Annotated in this window: 22 protein-coding genes and 1 pseudogene; 9 read left to right on the forward strand and 14 right to left on the reverse strand. The window is 69.6% G+C overall.

Annotated elements, in window-relative coordinates:
• Positions 1–10 precede the first annotated feature (10 nt).
• Positions 11–328, reverse strand: a complete 318-nt coding sequence (locus ACSURM_RS00215) for a chaplin family protein (RefSeq protein WP_436952228.1) — start codon at positions 326–328, stop codon at positions 11–13.
• A gap of 229 nt (positions 329–557) precedes the next feature.
• Between ACSURM_RS00215 and ACSURM_RS00220 the strand changes: the two are divergent.
• Both ACSURM_RS00220 and ACSURM_RS00225 read left to right on the forward strand, forming a co-directional pair.
• Positions 558–896, forward strand: a pseudogene (locus ACSURM_RS00220) (ATP-dependent DNA ligase); the annotation flags it as partial.
• A gap of 357 nt (positions 897–1,253) precedes the next feature.
• On the forward strand, positions 1,254–1,463 hold the full coding sequence (locus ACSURM_RS00225; protein WP_436952230.1) for a hypothetical protein: 210 nt from the start codon (positions 1,254–1,256) through the stop codon (positions 1,461–1,463).
• A 100-nt stretch (positions 1,464–1,563) separates the two neighbouring features.
• Here the strand turns inward: ACSURM_RS00225 and ACSURM_RS00230 are convergent, their stop codons facing one another.
• The 3 genes from ACSURM_RS00230 to ACSURM_RS00240 form a co-directional block, all read right to left on the reverse strand.
• The gene (locus tag ACSURM_RS00230) at positions 1,564–1,863 is read right to left on the reverse strand and encodes a hypothetical protein (RefSeq protein ID WP_436952232.1); all 300 of its coding nucleotides are present in this window, start codon (positions 1,861–1,863) and stop codon (positions 1,564–1,566) included.
• Between the two features lie 812 nt (positions 1,864–2,675).
• Positions 2,676–3,950, reverse strand: coding sequence for a pyroglutamyl peptidase (locus ACSURM_RS00235; protein ID WP_436952234.1), 1,275 nt, complete (start codon positions 3,948–3,950; stop codon positions 2,676–2,678).
• Positions 3,951–4,648: 698 nt separating this feature from the next.
• A complete protein-coding gene (locus ACSURM_RS00240) occupies positions 4,649–5,185 on the reverse strand; it encodes a phenolic acid decarboxylase (protein ID WP_436952235.1) in 537 nt (178 codons plus the stop codon).
• Positions 5,186–5,322: 137 nt separating this feature from the next.
• Between ACSURM_RS00240 and ACSURM_RS00245 the strand changes: the two genes are divergently transcribed.
• Entirely contained in the window at positions 5,323–5,856 is a 534-nt protein-coding gene (locus tag ACSURM_RS00245; protein ID WP_436952237.1) for a MarR family winged helix-turn-helix transcriptional regulator, read from the forward strand.
• 445 nt (positions 5,857–6,301) lie between these two features.
• On the opposite strand, the gene ACSURM_RS00250 is transcribed toward ACSURM_RS00245, so the two are convergent.
• On the reverse strand, positions 6,302–6,754 hold the full coding sequence (locus tag ACSURM_RS00250; protein ID WP_436952239.1) for a hypothetical protein: 453 nt from the start codon (positions 6,752–6,754) through the stop codon (positions 6,302–6,304).
• A 663-nt stretch (positions 6,755–7,417) separates the two neighbouring features.
• Here ACSURM_RS00250 and ACSURM_RS00255 point away from each other — a divergent pair.
• Positions 7,418–7,726: a hypothetical protein gene (locus ACSURM_RS00255; protein ID WP_436952241.1), complete on the forward strand. Its 309-nt coding sequence runs from the start codon at positions 7,418–7,420 to the stop codon at positions 7,724–7,726.
• A gap of 287 nt (positions 7,727–8,013) precedes the next feature.
• Here ACSURM_RS00255 and ACSURM_RS00260 read toward each other — a convergent pair whose 3' ends face one another.
• Positions 8,014–8,262 (reverse strand): recombinase family protein, encoded by a 249-nt coding sequence (locus ACSURM_RS00260; protein ID WP_436952242.1) that lies wholly within the window; start codon positions 8,260–8,262, stop codon positions 8,014–8,016.
• Here ACSURM_RS00260 and ACSURM_RS00265 point away from each other — a divergent pair.
• Positions 8,231–8,683, forward strand: coding sequence for a DUF5959 family protein (locus ACSURM_RS00265; RefSeq protein ID WP_436952244.1), 453 nt, complete (start codon positions 8,231–8,233; stop codon positions 8,681–8,683). The genes ACSURM_RS00260 and ACSURM_RS00265 overlap by 32 nt on opposite strands.
• Here the strand turns inward: ACSURM_RS00265 and ACSURM_RS00270 are convergent.
• From ACSURM_RS00270 to ACSURM_RS00280, 3 genes are all read right to left on the reverse strand, one after another.
• A protein-coding gene (locus ACSURM_RS00270; protein ID WP_436952246.1) for an IS5 family transposase occupies positions 8,665–9,509 on the reverse strand; the annotation gives its coding sequence in 2 pieces (ribosomal slippage) (positions 8,665–9,149 and positions 9,149–9,509; 846 coding nt in all). The genes ACSURM_RS00265 and ACSURM_RS00270 overlap by 19 nt on opposite strands.
• Positions 9,510–9,548: 39 nt before the next feature.
• Positions 9,549–9,710, reverse strand: coding sequence for a recombinase family protein (locus ACSURM_RS00275; protein ID WP_436960853.1), 162 nt, complete (start codon positions 9,708–9,710; stop codon positions 9,549–9,551).
• Between the two features lie 127 nt (positions 9,711–9,837).
• Complete coding sequence (locus ACSURM_RS00280; RefSeq protein WP_436952248.1) at positions 9,838–10,545, reverse strand: TetR/AcrR family transcriptional regulator; 708 nt, start codon at positions 10,543–10,545, stop codon at positions 9,838–9,840.
• A 109-nt stretch (positions 10,546–10,654) separates the two neighbouring features.
• On the opposite strand from ACSURM_RS00280, the gene ACSURM_RS00285 reads away from it, so the two are divergent.
• The 3 genes from ACSURM_RS00285 to ACSURM_RS00295 are packed head-to-tail and all read left to right on the forward strand — an operon-like array spanning position 10,655 to position 12,411.
• Positions 10,655–10,777, forward strand: a complete 123-nt coding sequence (locus ACSURM_RS00285) for a hypothetical protein (protein WP_436952250.1) — start codon at positions 10,655–10,657, stop codon at positions 10,775–10,777.
• A gap of 8 nt (positions 10,778–10,785) precedes the next feature.
• Positions 10,786–11,373 (forward strand): flavodoxin family protein, encoded by a 588-nt coding sequence (locus ACSURM_RS00290; protein ID WP_436952252.1) that lies wholly within the window; start codon positions 10,786–10,788, stop codon positions 11,371–11,373.
• Between the two features lie 48 nt (positions 11,374–11,421).
• Positions 11,422–12,411, forward strand: a complete 990-nt coding sequence (locus ACSURM_RS00295) for an aldo/keto reductase (protein WP_436952254.1) — start codon at positions 11,422–11,424, stop codon at positions 12,409–12,411.
• Positions 12,412–12,913: 502 nt separating this feature from the next.
• Here ACSURM_RS00295 and ACSURM_RS00300 read toward each other — a convergent pair.
• From ACSURM_RS00300 to ACSURM_RS00315, 4 genes are all read right to left on the reverse strand, one after another.
• Complete coding sequence (locus tag ACSURM_RS00300; RefSeq protein ID WP_436952256.1) at positions 12,914–13,660, reverse strand: SDR family oxidoreductase; 747 nt, start codon at positions 13,658–13,660, stop codon at positions 12,914–12,916.
• A gap of 69 nt (positions 13,661–13,729) precedes the next feature.
• The gene (locus tag ACSURM_RS00305; protein WP_436952258.1) at positions 13,730–14,800 is read right to left on the reverse strand and encodes an aldo/keto reductase; all 1,071 of its coding nucleotides are present in this window, start codon (positions 14,798–14,800) and stop codon (positions 13,730–13,732) included.
• 69 nt (positions 14,801–14,869) lie between these two features.
• A complete protein-coding gene (locus tag ACSURM_RS00310; RefSeq protein WP_436952260.1) occupies positions 14,870–15,133 on the reverse strand; it encodes an SDR family NAD(P)-dependent oxidoreductase in 264 nt (87 codons plus the stop codon).
• Positions 15,106–15,669, reverse strand: a complete 564-nt coding sequence (locus ACSURM_RS00315; protein ID WP_436952262.1) for an SDR family oxidoreductase — start codon at positions 15,667–15,669, stop codon at positions 15,106–15,108. The genes ACSURM_RS00310 and ACSURM_RS00315 overlap by 28 nt, the downstream gene beginning before the upstream one ends.
• Positions 15,670–15,731: 62 nt before the next feature.
• Here ACSURM_RS00315 and ACSURM_RS00320 point away from each other — a divergent pair, with 62 nt between their 5' ends.
• Positions 15,732–16,295 (forward strand): TetR/AcrR family transcriptional regulator, encoded by a 564-nt coding sequence (locus tag ACSURM_RS00320; protein WP_289970177.1) that lies wholly within the window; start codon positions 15,732–15,734, stop codon positions 16,293–16,295.
• A 163-nt stretch (positions 16,296–16,458) separates the two neighbouring features.
• Here ACSURM_RS00320 and ACSURM_RS00325 read toward each other — a convergent pair whose 3' ends face one another.
• Complete coding sequence (locus tag ACSURM_RS00325; protein WP_436952264.1) at positions 16,459–17,094, reverse strand: TetR/AcrR family transcriptional regulator; 636 nt, start codon at positions 17,092–17,094, stop codon at positions 16,459–16,461.
• Between the last annotated feature and the right edge of the window lie 5 nt (positions 17,095–17,099).

Consider the following 17,099-nt stretch of genomic DNA (forward strand, 5'->3'; position numbering starts at 1 on the left):
ACCCGTATTCCTAGACGATGACGCAGCCGGTGCCGATGTTGACGAGGCAGACGATGCCGCTGTTCCCGCACTGGTTACGCGGCAAGTCCAACGGCAACTGCGCCAGATTGCCCCCGAGCACGCCGGGGGACGCCGCCGTCGCACCACGCGCCTGCGCATCTCCCACGTTCGCGCAGCTGTTACCGAACACCGCGTTACCGACCCCGCCGATATTCGCGTGCGCCGCACCAGCCGGCACCAACGCCACCCCCATCGCGGCACCCACCGCGGCAACCCGTGCCCCCGTCCGACCGACAGCGACCCGCTTGTCCGACACCTGAGCACCCATACATTCCTCCCGGTACGAATCCGTAAGAGACCCGCCGAGGAGCACCTTCGGCAGGTCATTCCTATAACGACGCACCACCGCAGAAGCCACGGTCGATGGCCGGCAGCGGGTTGTCCATGGGTATCTGGCCGCGTTCTCACCCAGTAGCGAGGGCCTTTTTATAGCCGAACACCCAGCTCAAGACCGCGCTCGCCAAGGACCTCACCTGTCTCATGAGACACCTCGCAGTCTGGAGAAGGACGGCTTCCGCGCCCAGCTCGCCGTGCACACGGGCGACCGGGCGCTGCTGCGCTCAAGACAGGGAACCGATATGACCTCGGCGTTCCCCGAGATCCGGGAGGCGGCCCTCGCACAGCTGCCCGCCGAAACCGGCCTGGACGGCGAGCTCGTAATCTGGGAGTCCGGCCGGCTCGCGTTCGAGCGGCTCCAGCAGCGCCTCGCCCGGCGCGGGACCGGAGCCGTCGAGGCGGCACGGCAATGGCCGGCGCACTACGTCGTCTTCGACCTTCTCCGCGCCGGGACGAGCCTGACCGACTGGCCGTACACGCGGTGGCGCGCGGCGCTGGAGACGCTGTTCGCCGACCACAGCTTGGGGGCGCCGCTGACGCTGTGCCCCTCGACCACCGGCCCGTCCGCAGCGCGCGTGGCTGGAGTGGACGACGGCCGGGCTGGAGGGACTGTGCTTCAAACGGCTGGACGAGCCCTACCTCCGAGGCGCTCGATCGTGGCGGAGGTACAAGGTGCGGGCCACCACCGAAGCCATCATTGGCGCAGTCACCGGCTCACTCACCGCGCCATGGACCGTGCTGCTGGGCCGCTACGACACAGCGGGCCGCCTGCAGTACGCCGGGCGCAGCACCACACTCTCCCAGTCCGCCGACCGCTCCCTGGCCGATCTGCTGGTCTCGCCGACGGGTGCGCATCCGTGGCAGGGTGGACGTTCTCGGCGGGCTGGGGAACACAGCGCGCGCTCGATGTCCTCCTGGTGGAGCCCCGCGTGGTGATGGAGGTGGCCGTCGACGTCGCCCGGGACAGCACCGGACGGTGGAGACACCCCGTCCGGCCGCACCGCATCCGCCCGGACCTCGACGTGGCGCAGGTACCGCTGTTCGGCGAGGACGACGCCTCGCTCTGAACAGGGGGATGGCGCGCTGGGGTGTGGCGCGCAAGCCGGTGATGTGCTGGTCGCGGGTGTCGGTGGTGGGGGGGACGGGGTGTCCATGGGTGAGATCTGCTCAACAGGTGATGCGGGCGACGAGGGCGGTGGCATTGTCCGTGTACGGGTCGCTCAGGTTGTGCGTGCGGCGGACGGCGTCGTCGACCAAGCGCTCGGCAGCGGTGTGCGGAGTGCCGGTCAGGTAGACGGCCAGGTCGTGGCCGACTTCCTCGTGGGATTCGTAGGCGCCGGTCGGAGGCGAGCAGCAGCCAGCCCGGCCGGGTGAGACGATGAACGCCGACGCCATCCAGACCGCCGTGCCCACCCCGCCCATCTCAGGCGGCGCGGCGGCGAACCGGATCGCCAACGCGCTCGGCACCGCCGACGTCTTCGCACCTGCGCCACACCACGGCCCACCAGCCTGCGCCCCTTTCCGAGTGGCGGGCCAGCACACTCGCTCGGTGTCCTCCCGTGCGAACGCCGCCTGTTCGGCTCTGCTGCCGTCCGCGGCGCGACTTCGACGGCACCGACCCCACGGTACGACGGACCGCCCGCGCCATCTGGGCACTGATGATGGGGACGGCCCGCCTGGCGCAGGGCCGCCCTGCCACCCGGATGTCCCGAACCGGTGGCGCTTCCCGCGCCCCGGCAGCGATCCTCGCCGGGTGGCCGCTCCCGGCCATTGTGGCCGCCGATCGCAGCCGGTGCCGGGGCGGGCCGCACGCGGAAGCGGGGCCAGGGACGCCCGTCCCGGGAGCGAGAGTGATGGTGGTCCTGCCCCGTCGTGGCCGGGAAGACCGTCCCCAGGGGCGGGGGTGCCGGCGTGGTCGGCTGCTCAGCGTACGAGGGCCGGCGGCTCTCTCCAGTACGGCTCCCCGGTCATCTCCCTGCGCCCGCTGCGCGACGTCATGGTCCGCGTGCACTCACACAACGTGCGGCCTTCGCCGTCGACGGGGGAATCCGCGCCCCTAGCCTGCCCGGTGCGGCTCGGGGAGGTGAGGCGGGCGGCTTGTTCCCCAGCCCCGCTCGTTGCCGGAACTGTGGCGCTGCCCCAGCGCGCCCGAGCCCCGGGGTCCGTTGCCGCCTGCGGCGGGAGCACCCTGCGGGCGCGTCCTCAAACGCCGGACGGGCCGGATGGTGCGGACCGTGACCAGCGAATTCAGCCTGTCCGGCGTCGAGGACACCGGGCGGTCAGTGGATCCGAGAGGCCGCGCCCGGCGCAGCGGCCGCACCACCCGCCGCGACAGCCACAAGCGCCCGTATCTGCCGCACGATCGCCATCCGGTTGCGCACGAAGACGGGATCACTCACCCGCCCTGTCGCCGGATCCGCATTGGACGCCCCGAACTCGAGTACAGGCGTGTGCAGATGCCCACCCGGCACCCGCAACCGCAGCGCGTCGCGCAGGAGCGTCGCGCGGTAGGCGATCTCGTTGGAGAGGTAGTCGCCCCCGCCGCCCTGGCGGGCCGTGGAGCCGGGGGTCGGGCCGTTCGGGCGGACCACGGGGGCCGTGCCGCCTACCGGGATCTCGGTGACGGCGGTGTTGTCGTGGACGGGGTACGGGCCGGTCCGGGCCGTCGTGAGCGCCGCGTACGGCAGGGTCGTCGATGTCCACTGCGGCTGCGGGTGGACGGTGGGGATGCCCGGCGGCACGGGTACGGTCTCCGAACGGGAGACGTCCGCGTTGTCCGGATGGCCGCCGCGCCAGGCGCCGTTGGTGCGCTCGACGTCGAAGCGGCCGGGCCGGCCCTGGCTGACGGTGGTGAAGAGGTCCACGCGCCGCGGCCCCGGCCGGAAGTACGGCAGGAGCGTCCGTTCTACCGTGCCGTCCGCGAAGTCCCCCCAGCGCACGGGAAAGACGACCGCCTCCACGCGCGCGAGCCCACCGGGGGTGCGGACGGTGGTGCCGTCGAGGGCGAGGGCCGCCGCGCCGGAGGGGTTGGAGCGCCGCGCGTCGTCGTCCAGTTGGAACGGGTCGAAGCCGGTGATCAGTACGCGCTTCACGCCGCGCCCCGGCGGCAGGTCGACGGAGTCCTGTCCGCGTGAGGTCCGCTCGACTTCGGCGATAAGGTCCGTGCGCTGCTTCCCGGACAAACGGAAGGCGGGTTTCCACTCCCGGAGCGTCCGCGTCATGCCCAGCCGCGCCCAGTACAGCGGCCGGTCGTCGTCCCGGCTCAGCGCACCACCGGCCGGGCCCCTCCCCTGCACCCGGTCCACGGCCCGCTGCCACAGCCGCCGCCCGTCACGTACCACTACCCGCTCGGCCTGAGCGGGCGTACGGACGGTGGCCAGATCGCGGCCGAAACCGCTGATCACGTCGGCGAACCCGCTCTCCCGCAGGATCTCCCCCGGCACGGGACCGGCGAGCCGTCGCTCCTCGGCCGTGGCCGAAGGGGCGGCAGCGGGGGCCGCAAGGGCGGGGTACGGGGCGGCCGCGCACACCAGAAGCGCGGCGCTCAACGACATCCATGCTTTCCCATCGCGTTTCATAGGACAGAACACAACCACCGCGCGGGCATGGACGGTAGAAGGGAGCGGCGGGGCCGGGCGACCGCAGTCGCCGAGGCGGCGTGAGCGGTCCGGGGCGGTACGGACCAGCTCGTCGCTGGCGGTGGAGGGCGTCCGGTCCGTGCTGCGGCGCCACGCCGTCCTCACGGCTGCCTCACCGGAACCGGCTTGCCCAAGCCCTCCTGACGACCACCACGCTATGAAGGCCTGTGGGAAGTGCGGACGAGACACTGTGCAGAGCGATGCCGGCCAGCTCGCCCGTGGCACGAACGGCGTTGGCACGCGTGTCACGAGCACGATGAGCAGGATGTGGGCGGGGACCGGCAGTGGGAAGGGCCACCATCACGGCCTGGCATCGGCCTGACAGACCTCCACACCCCGGTCCTCTGGTGAACCGGGCCTCCGACGGCTACCGCGCCGATGGCAAGACCGACGCCCGCGTCATCGCCGACCCGGTCGAGTCACCGCAGCCAGGCAGTGGAGTTGCGCATCCGGGACAGGACGCGGGCATCACGGCGCACTGTCGACCGCGACCCGTCGCTCCGTAAATCTGCTCCGGCTGGTGCTCTGAGGGGGTCTTGCGCGCACTGGCTGAGGTTGGCACCGCGCCCCCGTGGGTCACCCACCGCGGAAGGCGGCGGGGTGACGCCGCCCTTTCAGTTGGTCCGGTCGGCGAAGCCCCGCGGCAGGTCCTGAGGTCCCACCGCGACGACGCTCTCGTCGTTCTCGCCGACGTACTCGAACAGGGTGATGCGGGCGAACTCCGGGACGACGTAGATCGGGTAGGTGGGACCGGCGTCCCGGTAGGCGCGCATCTCCTCCAGGTGGTCGTTCTGGTAGAGCACCGTCTTGCTGCCGTCCTGCTCGATCCACTGCGGGAAGAAGATGGTGCCGTGCAGGACCCGCAGACGGGGCAGCACGTTGACGACGACCGAGGTGCCGGTCGGTTCGTTCCAGGACACCTTGTAGATGTCGTCGGCGAGCCGCACCAGGTCGACTTCCTGGTCCTTCACCCAGCGGCCGCCGACCATCCCGGAGTGGATGCGGTAGTCGATGGTCGTGGCGTTCTTGACGTACATCTCGTACTGCCAGCCGTTGGCGTACGTGTAGATGAACCTGTGCCCGACGATACCGGCCAGATCCTGTGGCGGGACGGGGTTCTCGACGGTCGGGGTGTCGTGCACGGTGGTCATGGTGGTGCTCCTCGCTGTGCTGTGAGCGGTCACCGACGGCATGGGGTCCGGCCGGTTCGGTGCCCTCGCTCCACACACCACTGTGCCACAAAATATATTTGTGACAAAACTTTATCTTCGCGGTCCACAATGGTGGCATGCGTAACACAGACACAGCGGCGGACGAGACGGGCGACCGCGCCGCCTCCGGCGCGCCGGAGGCGGCGCGCGTCGCGGCCGGACTGGGCGGGCTCCTGGGGCCGCTGCGGCGCGCGGTCCTGCGCGCCACCCGCAACGCCGAGGGGTTGCCCGATCTGCCGGAGGCGCAGATCGAACTGCTGCGGGCCCTGTCCTCCTCGCCCGAGGGCCTCAGCCCCGGTGCGGCGGCCGCACGCGTACGGGTGGCACCGTCCACCGTGAGCAACCTGGTGCGGGCGATGTCCGCGGCCCGGCTGGTGGAACGGGTCCGGCCCGAGCATGACCAACGGACCGTGGTGCTCACCGCGTCGCACGAAGCCCTTCACCTGCTGGAGCGCTATGACCGGGCCAGCACCGCGGCGCTCACCCGCGTCGTGGAGGAGCTGTCCGACACCGACCGAGCGGCACTGCACCAGGCGCTGCCGGCTCTGGACCGGCTGGTCACCGCACTGGAGACCGGCGACGGCACCCGCCCGGACTCGATCAGCCCCTGATGAGAGTACGAACGCCCCGTCGGGCGCGTCCCTGAACAGGGTCCGATCTGCACACCCCGGCCGGCCGTGCCCCGGTCCTCGGCCACGACGGACCCGGGGGACATCCGCCCGGCATCGTCACCACGGCCGGGCGGTCGAGTGCCGCACCCGGCACAGGGCACGGACGTCGCGGCGCGCGGCAGCGCTGCCAATCCGGTTCTACCGGCCCCGGCGGCAAGGCGACACCGTCCAGCGGCCTTCAGCCGCCCGCGCTGCCTGCGCAGCGCTGCCTTCTTCGCCGCCTTCGACTTCGGCTTGCGGGGCCGCTTCCGCACCGGCTGCCACCCCCGAGGATCACCGGCCCCGGGGCCCGGGGCTTGTCGAGCGCGGCGGCGACGGCTTCAAGCGTCCGACGGGTCTGCTCCCGTGTCGACGCCGGTCCCCTGCTCCGGGACGCGGCCGGCCTTCAGGCCGATACGGGACGGCCGCGGACGCGGCCTCGAGGCAGTAGGCACGGCGACGGGATGCGGCCGGGCACGGCAGCCCAGTCGGTCCGCGCTGCGTCGGCGGCGAGGTGGGCCCGCTCGTACGGCGGGGCGGTCCGGTAGCGGGCGCAGCACGGCCTGGTCCTCGGTACGGCGCGGGTAGAGGCGCGCAGGTCGGCGGTCACCATCCCGTCGGCCGGCCGGGTGTAGTCGTCGACGGCCGTCTGCACGATCTGTCCGTCCAGGCCGGGTTGGTGTGGCTGGCCGCGCAGAACGCAGGAGAGGTGGCGGCGGGCGGCGAGCAGGTGGTGGCGTAACGCGCCGCGCATCACGTAGACCACGGCGACGACATCGACGGCGGCCGGCGCGGTGTCGACCACCGGCCGGACACGCGCCCACACTGCCGTGGCCGCCGCCCACGCACGCTCGGCCAACCGGTAAACGGTACAGGCGCCGAACGCCCGGATCGCGGAGTCCCTCCTCGCCCCGGATCACCGTCGAATCCACCGTCGTCGCCCGGGAGACCTGGCGGTTCCCGGCTCCGCATCGTCCTTCGCCGACGACAAGAGCGAAGCCCGGCGCTTCGTCCGGGCCCGGCGGTGACGCGACCCCCACGGACTGCCCCGCTTCTTCTTCGTCGTCTCCCCCACCGAACCCCGACCCTTCTTCGTCGTCGGCTTCGGCAGCCCCGTCTACGTCAACATCCTCGCCACGGCCCGACCGTCGGCTCACGCACAAGGCCCCGACGCCCGCCTCACCGTCACCAAGATGCTCCCCAACCCCGCACAGACCTGGCTCACCGACGACCAAGGCCACCGCTACGAATTCCGCCTCGTCTCCGTGACGGACCGAACCCGCGGCACGGCCACGCCCCGACTCGCTCGGGACGGCGGCGCCGGACCGCCCCTGCCCCCTGGACAAGGCCGCACCGGTCCGGTTCCCTCTCCCGGGACCCGGCCCCAGTCGCGCGCGGCGCCGAGCGGACGGGCGCCCGCTGTCGCACGTCCGGACGACACCGGGATGCAGTAGCCGCTCACTTCCGTACGGTCATGTACAGGGCCGGAACACCCTCCGGCCCGGTCATGAGGAGGCGCGCCATGCGTCGCATCAGCTCGACACTCACCGTACTCGCGGCCGCCGGACTGCTCGCGCTCACCGTTCCCGCCCCGGCGTCCGCCACAACCGGATTCCTCCGTATCGGCGGAGTCGTCCACAACCACCCGCTGGGCTGCTACGAGGTCGTACAACTGTCCACGGTACTCAACTTCACGGACGTTCCCGTCCGCATCCACAATGTCCCGGGGTGCCAGGGCAGCGTCGTCCAGATCCTTCCCCCGGGACTGGCGGCGCAGGTGCCCGGGACACACAGCATCCTCGTCGAAGACCCGCTCGGCCCCGTGGGGTGACATGCACGACTGACGGCGCCCTCCACCCCAGCGTCGTCGACGATGCCGGTGACACCCTCGGCGAGCCGGCCGAGGTACGGCGGCAGCACGGCCCGGCCGATCGCGCCGTTGACGGTGAGCGGGAGGGCGGCCAGCCCCACCCGGACACCGGGCACCAGCCAACCGGGCACCCGCCGCCGAAGCCGCGCGCGCAGCGCGGCGACCTCGAGCGGACTGTTCCCGAGCTCCAGGACACCTGGGCTGGAACGGGACTGCGCCGCGGTGAGCCGTGGCCGGTGCCCGCCGACTCAGCCGCGGGCACGCGTTGAGGCGAGCCCGTCGTTCGTGTTCGCCACGATCAGCTCGCGCTGGAGCTCGGCAAGTACCGACAGCATCCCGAACATCGCCTGCCCTTCCTTAGAGCTCCTAACGGAATGAGGCGGGGACAACCTGCTTGTGCCCGTTGATCTGGCTCGGAGACCCTGAGCTCCGACAGATGTGAGCGGGCAGGGCAAAGGGTGCAGGGTGGAACTGATCAACCTCTCGGATGGCGACAACAGCTTCCAAGTGCGTGTGCTGGGGCGTAGGTCGCCGGGTGTGTTGCATCTTCACGATCAGCTCGACGCAGAGGTCATTGTGACCAGCAGCTTCGTCGGCGGTCGGCTGGTCATGTCCCTGTTCCCTTCGGACCTGGAGGAGTGGTCCCGTGCTCTGGACCTGCTTGCTGCCGGTCAGGACATCTGCTGGAGGGATGACGGCCACAGCCCCGAGATCAAGATCCAGCCGTACAACGAGGAACATGAGACTGTCGCTGTCCGTGTAGAAGATCTCGGCAGTTCATGTGTCTCCGTGTTCCTTCCCATGAGCCTTGAAGAGGGCTGGATCGACGAGCAGCGGAAGCTGCTCGGGCAGGTGCTGCAGGCGTGGCCGAGCGAAGTACTGAAGTCCTCACCGGGCGTCTATGAGTGGCGGCGCTGAACTGCGGCCAGGCGCCGCCAGCAGATGAGTGCGCACCCGAGGGTGAGGAAGGCTTCGTGGATGTCGTCGCGTATTTCCCAGCGGATCCGCAGACGGCGGAACCAGTGCAGGTGGGCGAACGCGCGCTCCACTACCCAGCGTTGGATGCCCAGGCCGGAGCCATGCTCGGTGCCGCGGCGGGCGATCATCGGCTTCACGCCGAGGTCCCAGACGAGGCGGCGGTACTTGTCGTGGTCGTAACCGCGGTCTGCCAGGACCACGTCCGGGCGGCGCCGGGGGCGGCCACGCTTGCCCCGCACGGACGGCACGGCCTGGAGGAGTGGGATCAGCTGGGTGGCGTCGTTGCGGTTGCCGCCGGTCAGAGTGGCGGCGAGCGGAATGCCGGTGGCGTCGGTGATCAGGTGGTGCTTGCTGCCTGTCCTGCCCCGGTCGACAGGGCTTCGTCCCGTCTTGGATCCCCCTTTAACGCCCGGATGTGGGAGCCGTCAACCGCCGCCCGGGAGAAGTCCAGGGCGTTTGCGCCGCGGAGCTTGGCGAGGAGGGCCTCGTGCAATCGCGGCCACACCTTGGCCTCGGTCCACTCGGCCAGCCGGCGCCAGCAGGTCATGCCCGAGCCGAAGCCGAGTTCCTGCGGCAGGTGTTCCCAGGCGATTCCGGTGTGCAGGACGAACAGGATGCCCTGGAACACGAGCCGGTCCGGATGCCGCTTGCGGCCCGGATGCCGGGTCCGGCGCTCGACCTTGGGCAGCAGTGGCTCGATCACCGCCCACAACTCGTCATCGACTTCCCACGGCTTCGGCCGAGCCACCCCGCACCCCCGGATCATCAGTCCCGGAGCGATCCAACCACCTCGAAGATCATTTCGTTAGGAGTTCTTAGGGGCAGTGTCGATGCCCTGCCCGATGACGTGCAGTCCGATGCCGCGCTCGCGCAGCTCGGCACCAAGCGTCACCAGGTGCAGCACGAAGCGGGAGAGCCGGTCGAGCCGGGTGACCTTCAAGGTGTCGCCTTCGCGAGTTGCCGACAGTGCCCGCCTGCGAGTTCGTGATCACGGGCGTGCGTGTCGGCAGACGGTCGTTCGCCGACACGCACATCGAGTTCCGCACGGCCGGCGTCACCGACTGCACCCACCGCCTGCGGAGCAGGCGTTCCCTTCAGCCTGCCAACTGCTGGAGCCATTCGCGCAGCAGAGCCGTCTCTGTGTCTCGCAGAGGTACCCCGGTGCTGAGCGCGGTTTGAAGTGCGGCATCGAGGGCGAGTGCGTGCGAGGCCAGGTCGGACCCGGAGGAGGCGGGCCTGTCCGTGGTGACCGAGGCGATGACGGTGTCCCGCAGCCGCGCCGAAGTGGTCAGGTCCCGCTGCGAGGGCTCTTCGCCGATCAGCGCCAGCGTGGCGCCCGTCGTCGCCGCGTGAATGACGCGGGTCGCCTGCTCCACCGGAATGCGAAGGCGCCCGGCCTCGGCCGTGCGGTGCAGCAGTCTCACCAGTAGAGCGTGCGCCTCGTCCGCGGCGGGGGGCCGCCGCCCGGGCTGCACGGTGCCGTACATGAGCATGTAGAACGCGGGGTGCCGCAGTCCGAAGTCGACGTGCAGGTCCCAGCCGCGGTAGAGGTCGGCCACCGGGTCGTCCGGGGTCAGCGCCAGTGCCTCTCGTTTCTCGGCCAGGTACATCTCGAATCCGTAGGCGGCCAGCTCGGCCAGGAGTCCGTCCTTGTCGTCGAACATCCGGTAGAGCGCGGGGGCCGTGATGCCCGCGGCTGCGGCGACCGCGCGCGTGGAGACCGCTTCGCTGCCGCCCTCCTCCAAAAGCTTGGCGGCCACCTGCAGTACCTGGCGTCGCGCGGCGCGTCGTCCCTCATTCATGGAACAACGATATCGGATATTGCGTATCGGCGGTGTATCGGTGATACCTTCTAAAGCGGAACGACGATCCACGCTGATGGTGGTCGGCGCCGGCCCGCGATACCTGGGCATGCCCCGCACTCCGGCCCGGGACGTCGGTCCCCACTCGTGGAGCAGTGCGGCCGACCGCCGCACCGGGCAGCTCATCGTCTGCCTGCACACCACCGAACACGCCGCGATCGCGGCAGGATAGGAACACCCGTGTCCGATATCTCGATCGTCATCGCGTCGCATTCCGGCTACGGCCACACCGCGCAGATCGCCACTGCCGTCGCCGACGGCGCGCGCTCCCTCGTCGGGACGCACGTCCACCGCGTGGACGTCGCCTCCCTCAGCGACGCCGACTGGGAACTGATGGACGCTGCGGACGCCATCATCTTCGGTACCCCCACCTACATGGGCACCGCGTCGGGGGCGTTCCACGCCTTCGCCGAGGCCACCAGCAAGCGGTGGATGACCCGCGCCTGGAGCGACAAGCTCGCGGCGGGATTCACCAACTCCGGCTCCATGAGCGGCGACAAACTGCACACCCTGCAGTACCTGGCGCTCCTGGCGGCCCAGCACGGAATGCTCTGGGTGAGCCTGAACCTCCTGCCGGGCTGGAACACCACCACATCCGGCCCCCAGGACGACAACCGCCTCGGCTTCTACCTCGGCGCCGGCGCACAGAGCTTCAACGACACCCCCGCCGTCCACGACGCGGACCTCAACACCGCCCGCCACCTCGGCCGGCGCGTCGCCGAGCACACCCGCATCCACCGTGCCGGACTGACCGCCGCAACGCACTGACACAACGGTCCGCCAGTAATTCCTTCTAGTCTTTCCGAGGAGTGAGTCATGCAGCACCGGACACTCGGAAGCCAGGGCCTTGCGGTCTCGGCGATCGGCTACGGCGCGATGGGCCTGACGATGGCCTACGGACCCACCGACGCGGAGGCCGGCGTCGCCGCCCTCCGCCGCGCGTACGACCTGGGCGTCACCTTCTTCGACACCGCCGAGATGTACGGCTGGGGTACCGGATCGAACGAGATCCTGGTCGGCAAGGCGGTCAGGGACTTCCGCGACGACGTGGTCCTGGCCACCAAGTTCGGCGTCGACATGTCGGTACCGCCCGAGCAGATCGGCGGCCCCCTCAACAGCCGGCCCGGCACCATCCGCAAGGTCGCCGACAACAGCCTGCGCTACCTCGGCGTGGATCACATCGATGTCTTCTATCAGCACCGGGTCGACCCCGAGGTGCCCATCGAGGAGGTCGCAGGCACCGTCAAAGAGCTGATCGACGCGGGCAAGGTGAAGTACTTCGGTCTCAGCGAGGCCGGGCCCGAGACGATCCGTAGGGCGCACGCCGTGCAGCCGGTCTCCGTCCTGCAGACCGAGTATTCCCTGTTCGAACGGGACGCCGAGCAGCTCTTTGCCACCCTGGACCAACTCGGCATCGGCTTCGTCGCCTACTCCCCCCTCGGCCGCGGGTTCATCACCGGCACCGCCAAGCCCTCCGGCCAGTACGAAGCCACGGACATCCGCAACGTCGACCCGCGCTGGCAACCGGGCAACTTCGAGAAGAACATCGAAGCCGTCGACCGGCTCGCCGAGTTCGCGGCGACCAAGGGTGCCACCGTCTCCCAGCTCGCCCTGGCCTGGCTCCTGACCCGGGGCGAGCACATCGTGCCCATCCCCGGCACCCGCAGCCCGAAGCGTATCCAGGAAAACGTCGGCGCCGCCGACCTCACCCTCACCGACACCGACCTCAAGGCCATCGGCGAGATCCTCCCCCACGGCGGCTTCGGCGCCCGCTACACCAAGGGGCACGTGCCCACCTGGATCTGAGACCCTCTGGAACAGATGCTTTCGACACCACCGAAGCCTTGCCATGCCAGCCACGGCTAGAGTGCCCGAAGCCGTTGGAGCTCCGGTTCGAGCTGGACCTGAACAGACGCCTCGACTTGCACTTGACCGCCCGGGACGCCGTGCCCAGGCCGCGCCCCGAGGGCGGACCGGCGGCGGTCCTGGGGTGAGGAGCTGGGGCTCCGATCGCCTACGAACAACGTTTCGGTCACCAGCACTCTCGTCGCATAACGGCATAAACAGGTGTCCACTTCACGGGAGAAGGTTCACGTCTCTTCGTGGGCCGCGACAACCTCCTGGTCGAGCATCTTGACGCCGTCGCCGGCGAACTTGATGGCCGCCCACGCAAAACGCTCGGCTGGGAAACCCCAGCCGAGCGTTTTGCATGAACTGCCCGCGGCCTGATCGACACGACCACGGGTTGCAGCGCTCGCCTGAAACCGCCGTGGTGGCGGGCCTTGCGCCCGTGGGACGGCGGACGAGCTCAGAGCTGGGTTTCGCCGCCATCCACGGCCAGCTCGATGCCGGTGGTGTACGTGGCATCGAAGGCGAGGAATGCGGCCGCCTTTGCGAACTCTTCGACGGTGCCGTAGCGCTTCATGGGGTTGCTCGCGGTCCGTTCCGCCCTGAACTGGTCGGCGGCCTCTTTCGACAAGTTCATCGTTTCCAGGATCCCCGAGTCGATGGGACCCGGACTGATCGCATTGACACGGATTCCCCGCGGAAGCAGCTCGCGGGAGAAGGTGCGGGCCATCGAGCGCAGCGCCGCCTTGCCGGCCGCATAGACGCTGGTGTCCACCATGCCGATGACGTTCGCGATCGAGGTGGTGAGGACGATGCCGGCGTTCGCGCTCAGCAGCGGAGCGAGCTTCTGCACAGTGAAGAAGGCGCCCTTGACATTGATCGCGAACAGCTCGTCGTACACGTTCTCGGTCGTCGACTCCAGGGGCGTGAGGGCTGAGATGCCGGCGTTGACGAACAAAGCCTCGATCGAGCCAAGTTCGCTCTTTACACGGCCGACGAGCATTTCCAGGTGGGACAGTGAAGCCACATCCGCCCGGACGGCCACGGCGTTCTCGCCGAGCCGCTCGCGTGCCGCGTCGAGCTTGGCCTGAGAACGGCCGGTGATCACCACGCGGGCTCCGCCTTGCACCAGCAGCTCCGCCAGTGCGAGCCCCATGCCGCTGCTGCCACCCGTGATCACCGCATTCTTGCCGCTGTACTCACCCATGCCGGGGTTGCTCCGTTCCATCATCGAAGACGTGTCGACATATGTGGATATCGCTGTTCATGAAGCGCATCAGCCAAGGGTCTCGATCTTCATGTCGCCTGTGGTGACCGTGCGGATGTGATCGCTGGCGAGCAGGTCGTGCGGATTGCCGAGGTCGATGGCGCTGACCTTGTCGAGGCGGGCCAGCTGGGAAGGAGTGAGGTCGACGTGCAGGGCACCTAGGTTGTCCTCCAGCTGCGCGATGGTGCGGGCGCCGATGATGGGTGCCGTCACGCCTGGGGCGTTCAGGGTCCAGGCCAGTGCGACTTGGGCGGGTGTGCGGCCCAGCTCGGAGGCCACCTCCTTCACCGCATCGGCAATGGCAAGGTTGCGGTCGGTGACCCATCCCAGAGCCACGTTGAGGCTCTTGCGGTTGCTGGCGGTTTCGCCGGCGCCGGAGCCCGCCGGGTTCTGGTCCTCCCGGCTGTACTTGCCGGTGAGCACCCCGCCGCCCAACGGGGAGAAGGGGACCACGCCGAGTCCCATCTCGCGTGCCATCGGGATCAGGTCACGCTCCGCGGTGCGCTCGATCAGGCTGTACTCGGTCTGCAGTGCGACCAGTGGAGACCAGCCGCGCAGGTCGGCGATCGCCTGCATGCGCGACACCTGCCAGGCCGGGGCGCTGGAGATCGCCACGTACAGCACCTTGCCCTGCCTCACCAGGTCGTCCAGGCCCCGCAGGATTTCCTCCACCGGCGTCCTGAAGTCCCATACGTTGACGTAGAGGAGATCGATGTAGTCGGTGTTCAGCTGCCGCAGACTGGCTTCCACCGACACCAGCATGCTCTTGCGGTGGGTGCCCCCGGAATTCGGGTCACCGGGCTGACGCAGCGTCGAGTACTTGGTCGCCAGCACCATCTTGTCGCGGTTGGTGCGGGCGAATTCGCCGAGCAGCCGCTCGGAGCTGCCGTTGGTGTAGGTGCTGGCGGTGTCGAAGAAGTTTCCGCCGAGCGCGGTGTAGCGGTCGAAGAGCTTGCGTGCCTCGTCGCGTTCGGCGCCCCAGCCCCACTCGGTGCCGAAGGTCGCCGTGCCCAGCGCCAGCGGTGAGACCCGGAGTCCGGAACGGCCCAGCAGCCGATAGGTGTCGAGAGTGAGTGCCATCGTGTTCTCCTGTGAGGTGCGGTTCGTGGCGTTCGAGAGGTGCGGATTGGTGGGCGGATCGCTCGGGTTTCAGGCGCCGAGCCCGTAGCCGCCGGCCACGGTGATGTCCTGGCCGGTGATGTAGCCGGCGGCGTCCGAGGCCAGGAAGGCGACTGCTTCCGCGACCTCCTGGCTGGATCCGAAGAGCTCGAAGGAGATCTTCGAGCGCATGGCGTCCCGGCCGCTCTCGGGCACCCCCAGCTTGTTGAGCAGCGGGGTGTCGGTGACCCCGGGGCTCACGGCGTTGACGCGAATCCTGCGCGGGGCTAGTTCGAGCGCGAGCGAGGGCAGCATGGCCAGCAGCGCGCCGCGTGTCGCCGCCCCACTGTGGCGCCAGGAGTGCCGCGACGGGATCCGATGCCGACGGTCAGCACGATCGAGCCGCCGTCGTTCATGAGGGGAAGGGCCTTTTGAAGGGTGAAGTACTGGCCCTTGAAGTTGAGGTCGGCGTGCTCGTCGAACGACTCCTCCGTCACCTCGGCTACCGGTGCCGGACGGAAGATCCCGGCGTTGAGGAAGAGCAGGTCCAGCGATCCGAAGCGCGCCGACACCGCCGACATCAGGGCGTCGATGTCGGAGAGCACGCGCCCGTCGGATCGGACGACGAGCACGTCGTCGGGGAGCTCGGACTGCGCCCGCGCGAGGGACTCGGGATTCTGTCCGGTGACCGCGACCTGGTAGCTGCGGGCGTGCAGCAGCTCGGCCGTCGCTCTGCCGATCCCGGTCGTCCCCCGGTGATGACCGCTGTAGGCATGGCAAACCTTTCGTCGCTGAAGCGATGGGCGAGACCACCCGCAATCGGGGACCTCCCCGTTTTCCTCACCGTACACTGAAACGGGGACATCCCCGAATCGCTCTCGAATCTCATCCGACACTCACGATCGCGAGGGTCATGACACCTCCACGCAGCACCCTGCGCGCCGACGCGCAGCGCAACCGCGAGCAGTTGATCGCCACGGCCGCCGAAGCCTTCGCGTCCGGACGCGCGATCTCGCTGGACGCGATCGCCAAACGCGCGGGAGTGGGGAACGCCACCCTGTACCGGCACTTCCCCACCCGAGAGGATCTGGTCGAAGAGGTCTACCGGGACCAGATCCGGCCCTTGCGCGAAGACGCGCGCACCCTGCTGGCCACCAAGCCGCCCGCGCAGGCCCTCCACGCGTGGATGCTCCGATTCGCCGACTGGGCCGGTGAACGACGCGGCATCTGCGAGGCCCTGGTCGCCATGAGCGCTTCCGGCCGCTTCGGCACCGGACCGGTCTGCGACGAGGTCCAGCAGGTCCTGGCGATGGTCCTCGAGGCCGGCGCCACAGCAGGAGAACTGCGCAGCGACATCGACCCGGTCGAGGTGGGCGGCATCCTCGCCGGTTTGCTCTCCGTGGCCGGCACACCCGAGCAGCGCCCCCAGCTGAACCGAATGCTGGACGTCGTCGTCGACGGACTCAGGACCCGCTGAGCGACACTCCAGCGGTTCGGCGAGGCGTCGGCCCATGCCGGACGGCATGGCTGCTGCCGAGGCCGCCGCGATCAGCGGGGCGGCCCGACGATGAGTTCCTGTTCCCGGAACTCTGTATCAGCAGGTCGAAAGGTGTCAGTGGTGAGCTGACGCCCCCAAGCCGCTACCGGACGAGGAGGCTCTCGATGTGGTCGATCACCGCTGACACGGCCTGCCGGTAGGCGGTGCTCGACCGACGGACCTGGGACAACAGCATGCCGCCCTGGATGGCGGCCAGCAGAGCGGTGGCGAGCGCGGCGGTATCGGCGCGCTCGCTCAGCTCGCCCCGTGCCTGCATGCGTGCGAGTCCCGACCTGATGGGGCCTTCCCACCGGTCGAAGGCGGAGACGAGTCTGGTCCGTGCCGACTGGTCGCCGTCGGCGAGTTCGCTGGCGAGCGAGCCGATCTCGCAGCCGCCTTCGCATCCTCTTGCGTCCTGTCGGCTCCCTGCCCTGTCGCACCATTCGCGCAGGGCCTCGATGCTGTCCAGGTTGTCCAGCAGCGGACGCTGCTGGGCGAGCTGGGTGTCCGTTTGGTGGTCGATGACCGCCAGGACCAAACCTTGCTTGTCGCCGAAGTAGTGGTAGATCTGCGACGCGCTGACCCCGGCGGCCGCCTGGATGTCCGGGATGCTCGTGCCCCCCGCGCCGCGGTGGAACATCAGCTCCGCAGCGGCTTCGATGATGCGATCGCGGGTCTTGCGGCCCCCCTTGGTGAGCCGCTGTCTCTTCGGCTCTCCGGTCTTCGCTGGTGTGCTCATATGCC

The sequence above is a fragment of the Streptomyces sp. SudanB182_2057 genome (genome assembly GCF_964272715.1).
In the GTDB taxonomy this organism is placed as follows: domain Bacteria; phylum Actinomycetota; class Actinomycetes; order Streptomycetales; family Streptomycetaceae; genus Streptomyces; species Streptomyces rubradiris.

Coding starts and splice junctions, on each gene's coding strand:
- ACSURM_RS00215 (WP_436952228.1), bottom strand. CDS start 328: ATGGGTGCTCAGGTGTCGGACAAGCGGGTCGCTGTCGGTCGGACGGGG.
- ACSURM_RS00235 (WP_436952234.1), bottom strand. CDS start 3,950: ATGTCGTTGAGCGCCGCGCTTCTGGTGTGCGCGGCCGCCCCGTACCCC.
- ACSURM_RS00240 (WP_436952235.1), bottom strand. CDS start 5,185: ATGACCACCGTGCACGACACCCCGACCGTCGAGAACCCCGTCCCGCCA.
- ACSURM_RS00245 (WP_436952237.1), top strand. CDS start 5,323: ATGCGTAACACAGACACAGCGGCGGACGAGACGGGCGACCGCGCCGCC.
- ACSURM_RS00255 (WP_436952241.1), top strand. CDS start 7,418: ATGCGTCGCATCAGCTCGACACTCACCGTACTCGCGGCCGCCGGACTG.
- ACSURM_RS00280 (WP_436952248.1), bottom strand. CDS start 10,545: ATGAATGAGGGACGACGCGCCGCGCGACGCCAGGTACTGCAGGTGGCC.
- ACSURM_RS00285 (WP_436952250.1), top strand. CDS start 10,655: ATGCCCCGCACTCCGGCCCGGGACGTCGGTCCCCACTCGTGGAGCAGT.
- ACSURM_RS00295 (WP_436952254.1), top strand. CDS start 11,422: ATGCAGCACCGGACACTCGGAAGCCAGGGCCTTGCGGTCTCGGCGATC.
- ACSURM_RS00300 (WP_436952256.1), bottom strand. CDS start 13,660: ATGGGTGAGTACAGCGGCAAGAATGCGGTGATCACGGGTGGCAGCAGC.
- ACSURM_RS00305 (WP_436952258.1), bottom strand. CDS start 14,800: ATGGCACTCACTCTCGACACCTATCGGCTGCTGGGCCGTTCCGGACTC.
- ACSURM_RS00310 (WP_436952260.1), bottom strand. CDS start 15,133: ATGCTGCCCTCGCTCGCGCTCGAACTAGCCCCGCGCAGGATTCGCGTC.
- ACSURM_RS00320 (WP_289970177.1), top strand. CDS start 15,732: ATGACACCTCCACGCAGCACCCTGCGCGCCGACGCGCAGCGCAACCGC.
- ACSURM_RS00325 (WP_436952264.1), bottom strand. CDS start 17,094: ATGAGCACACCAGCGAAGACCGGAGAGCCGAAGAGACAGCGGCTCACC.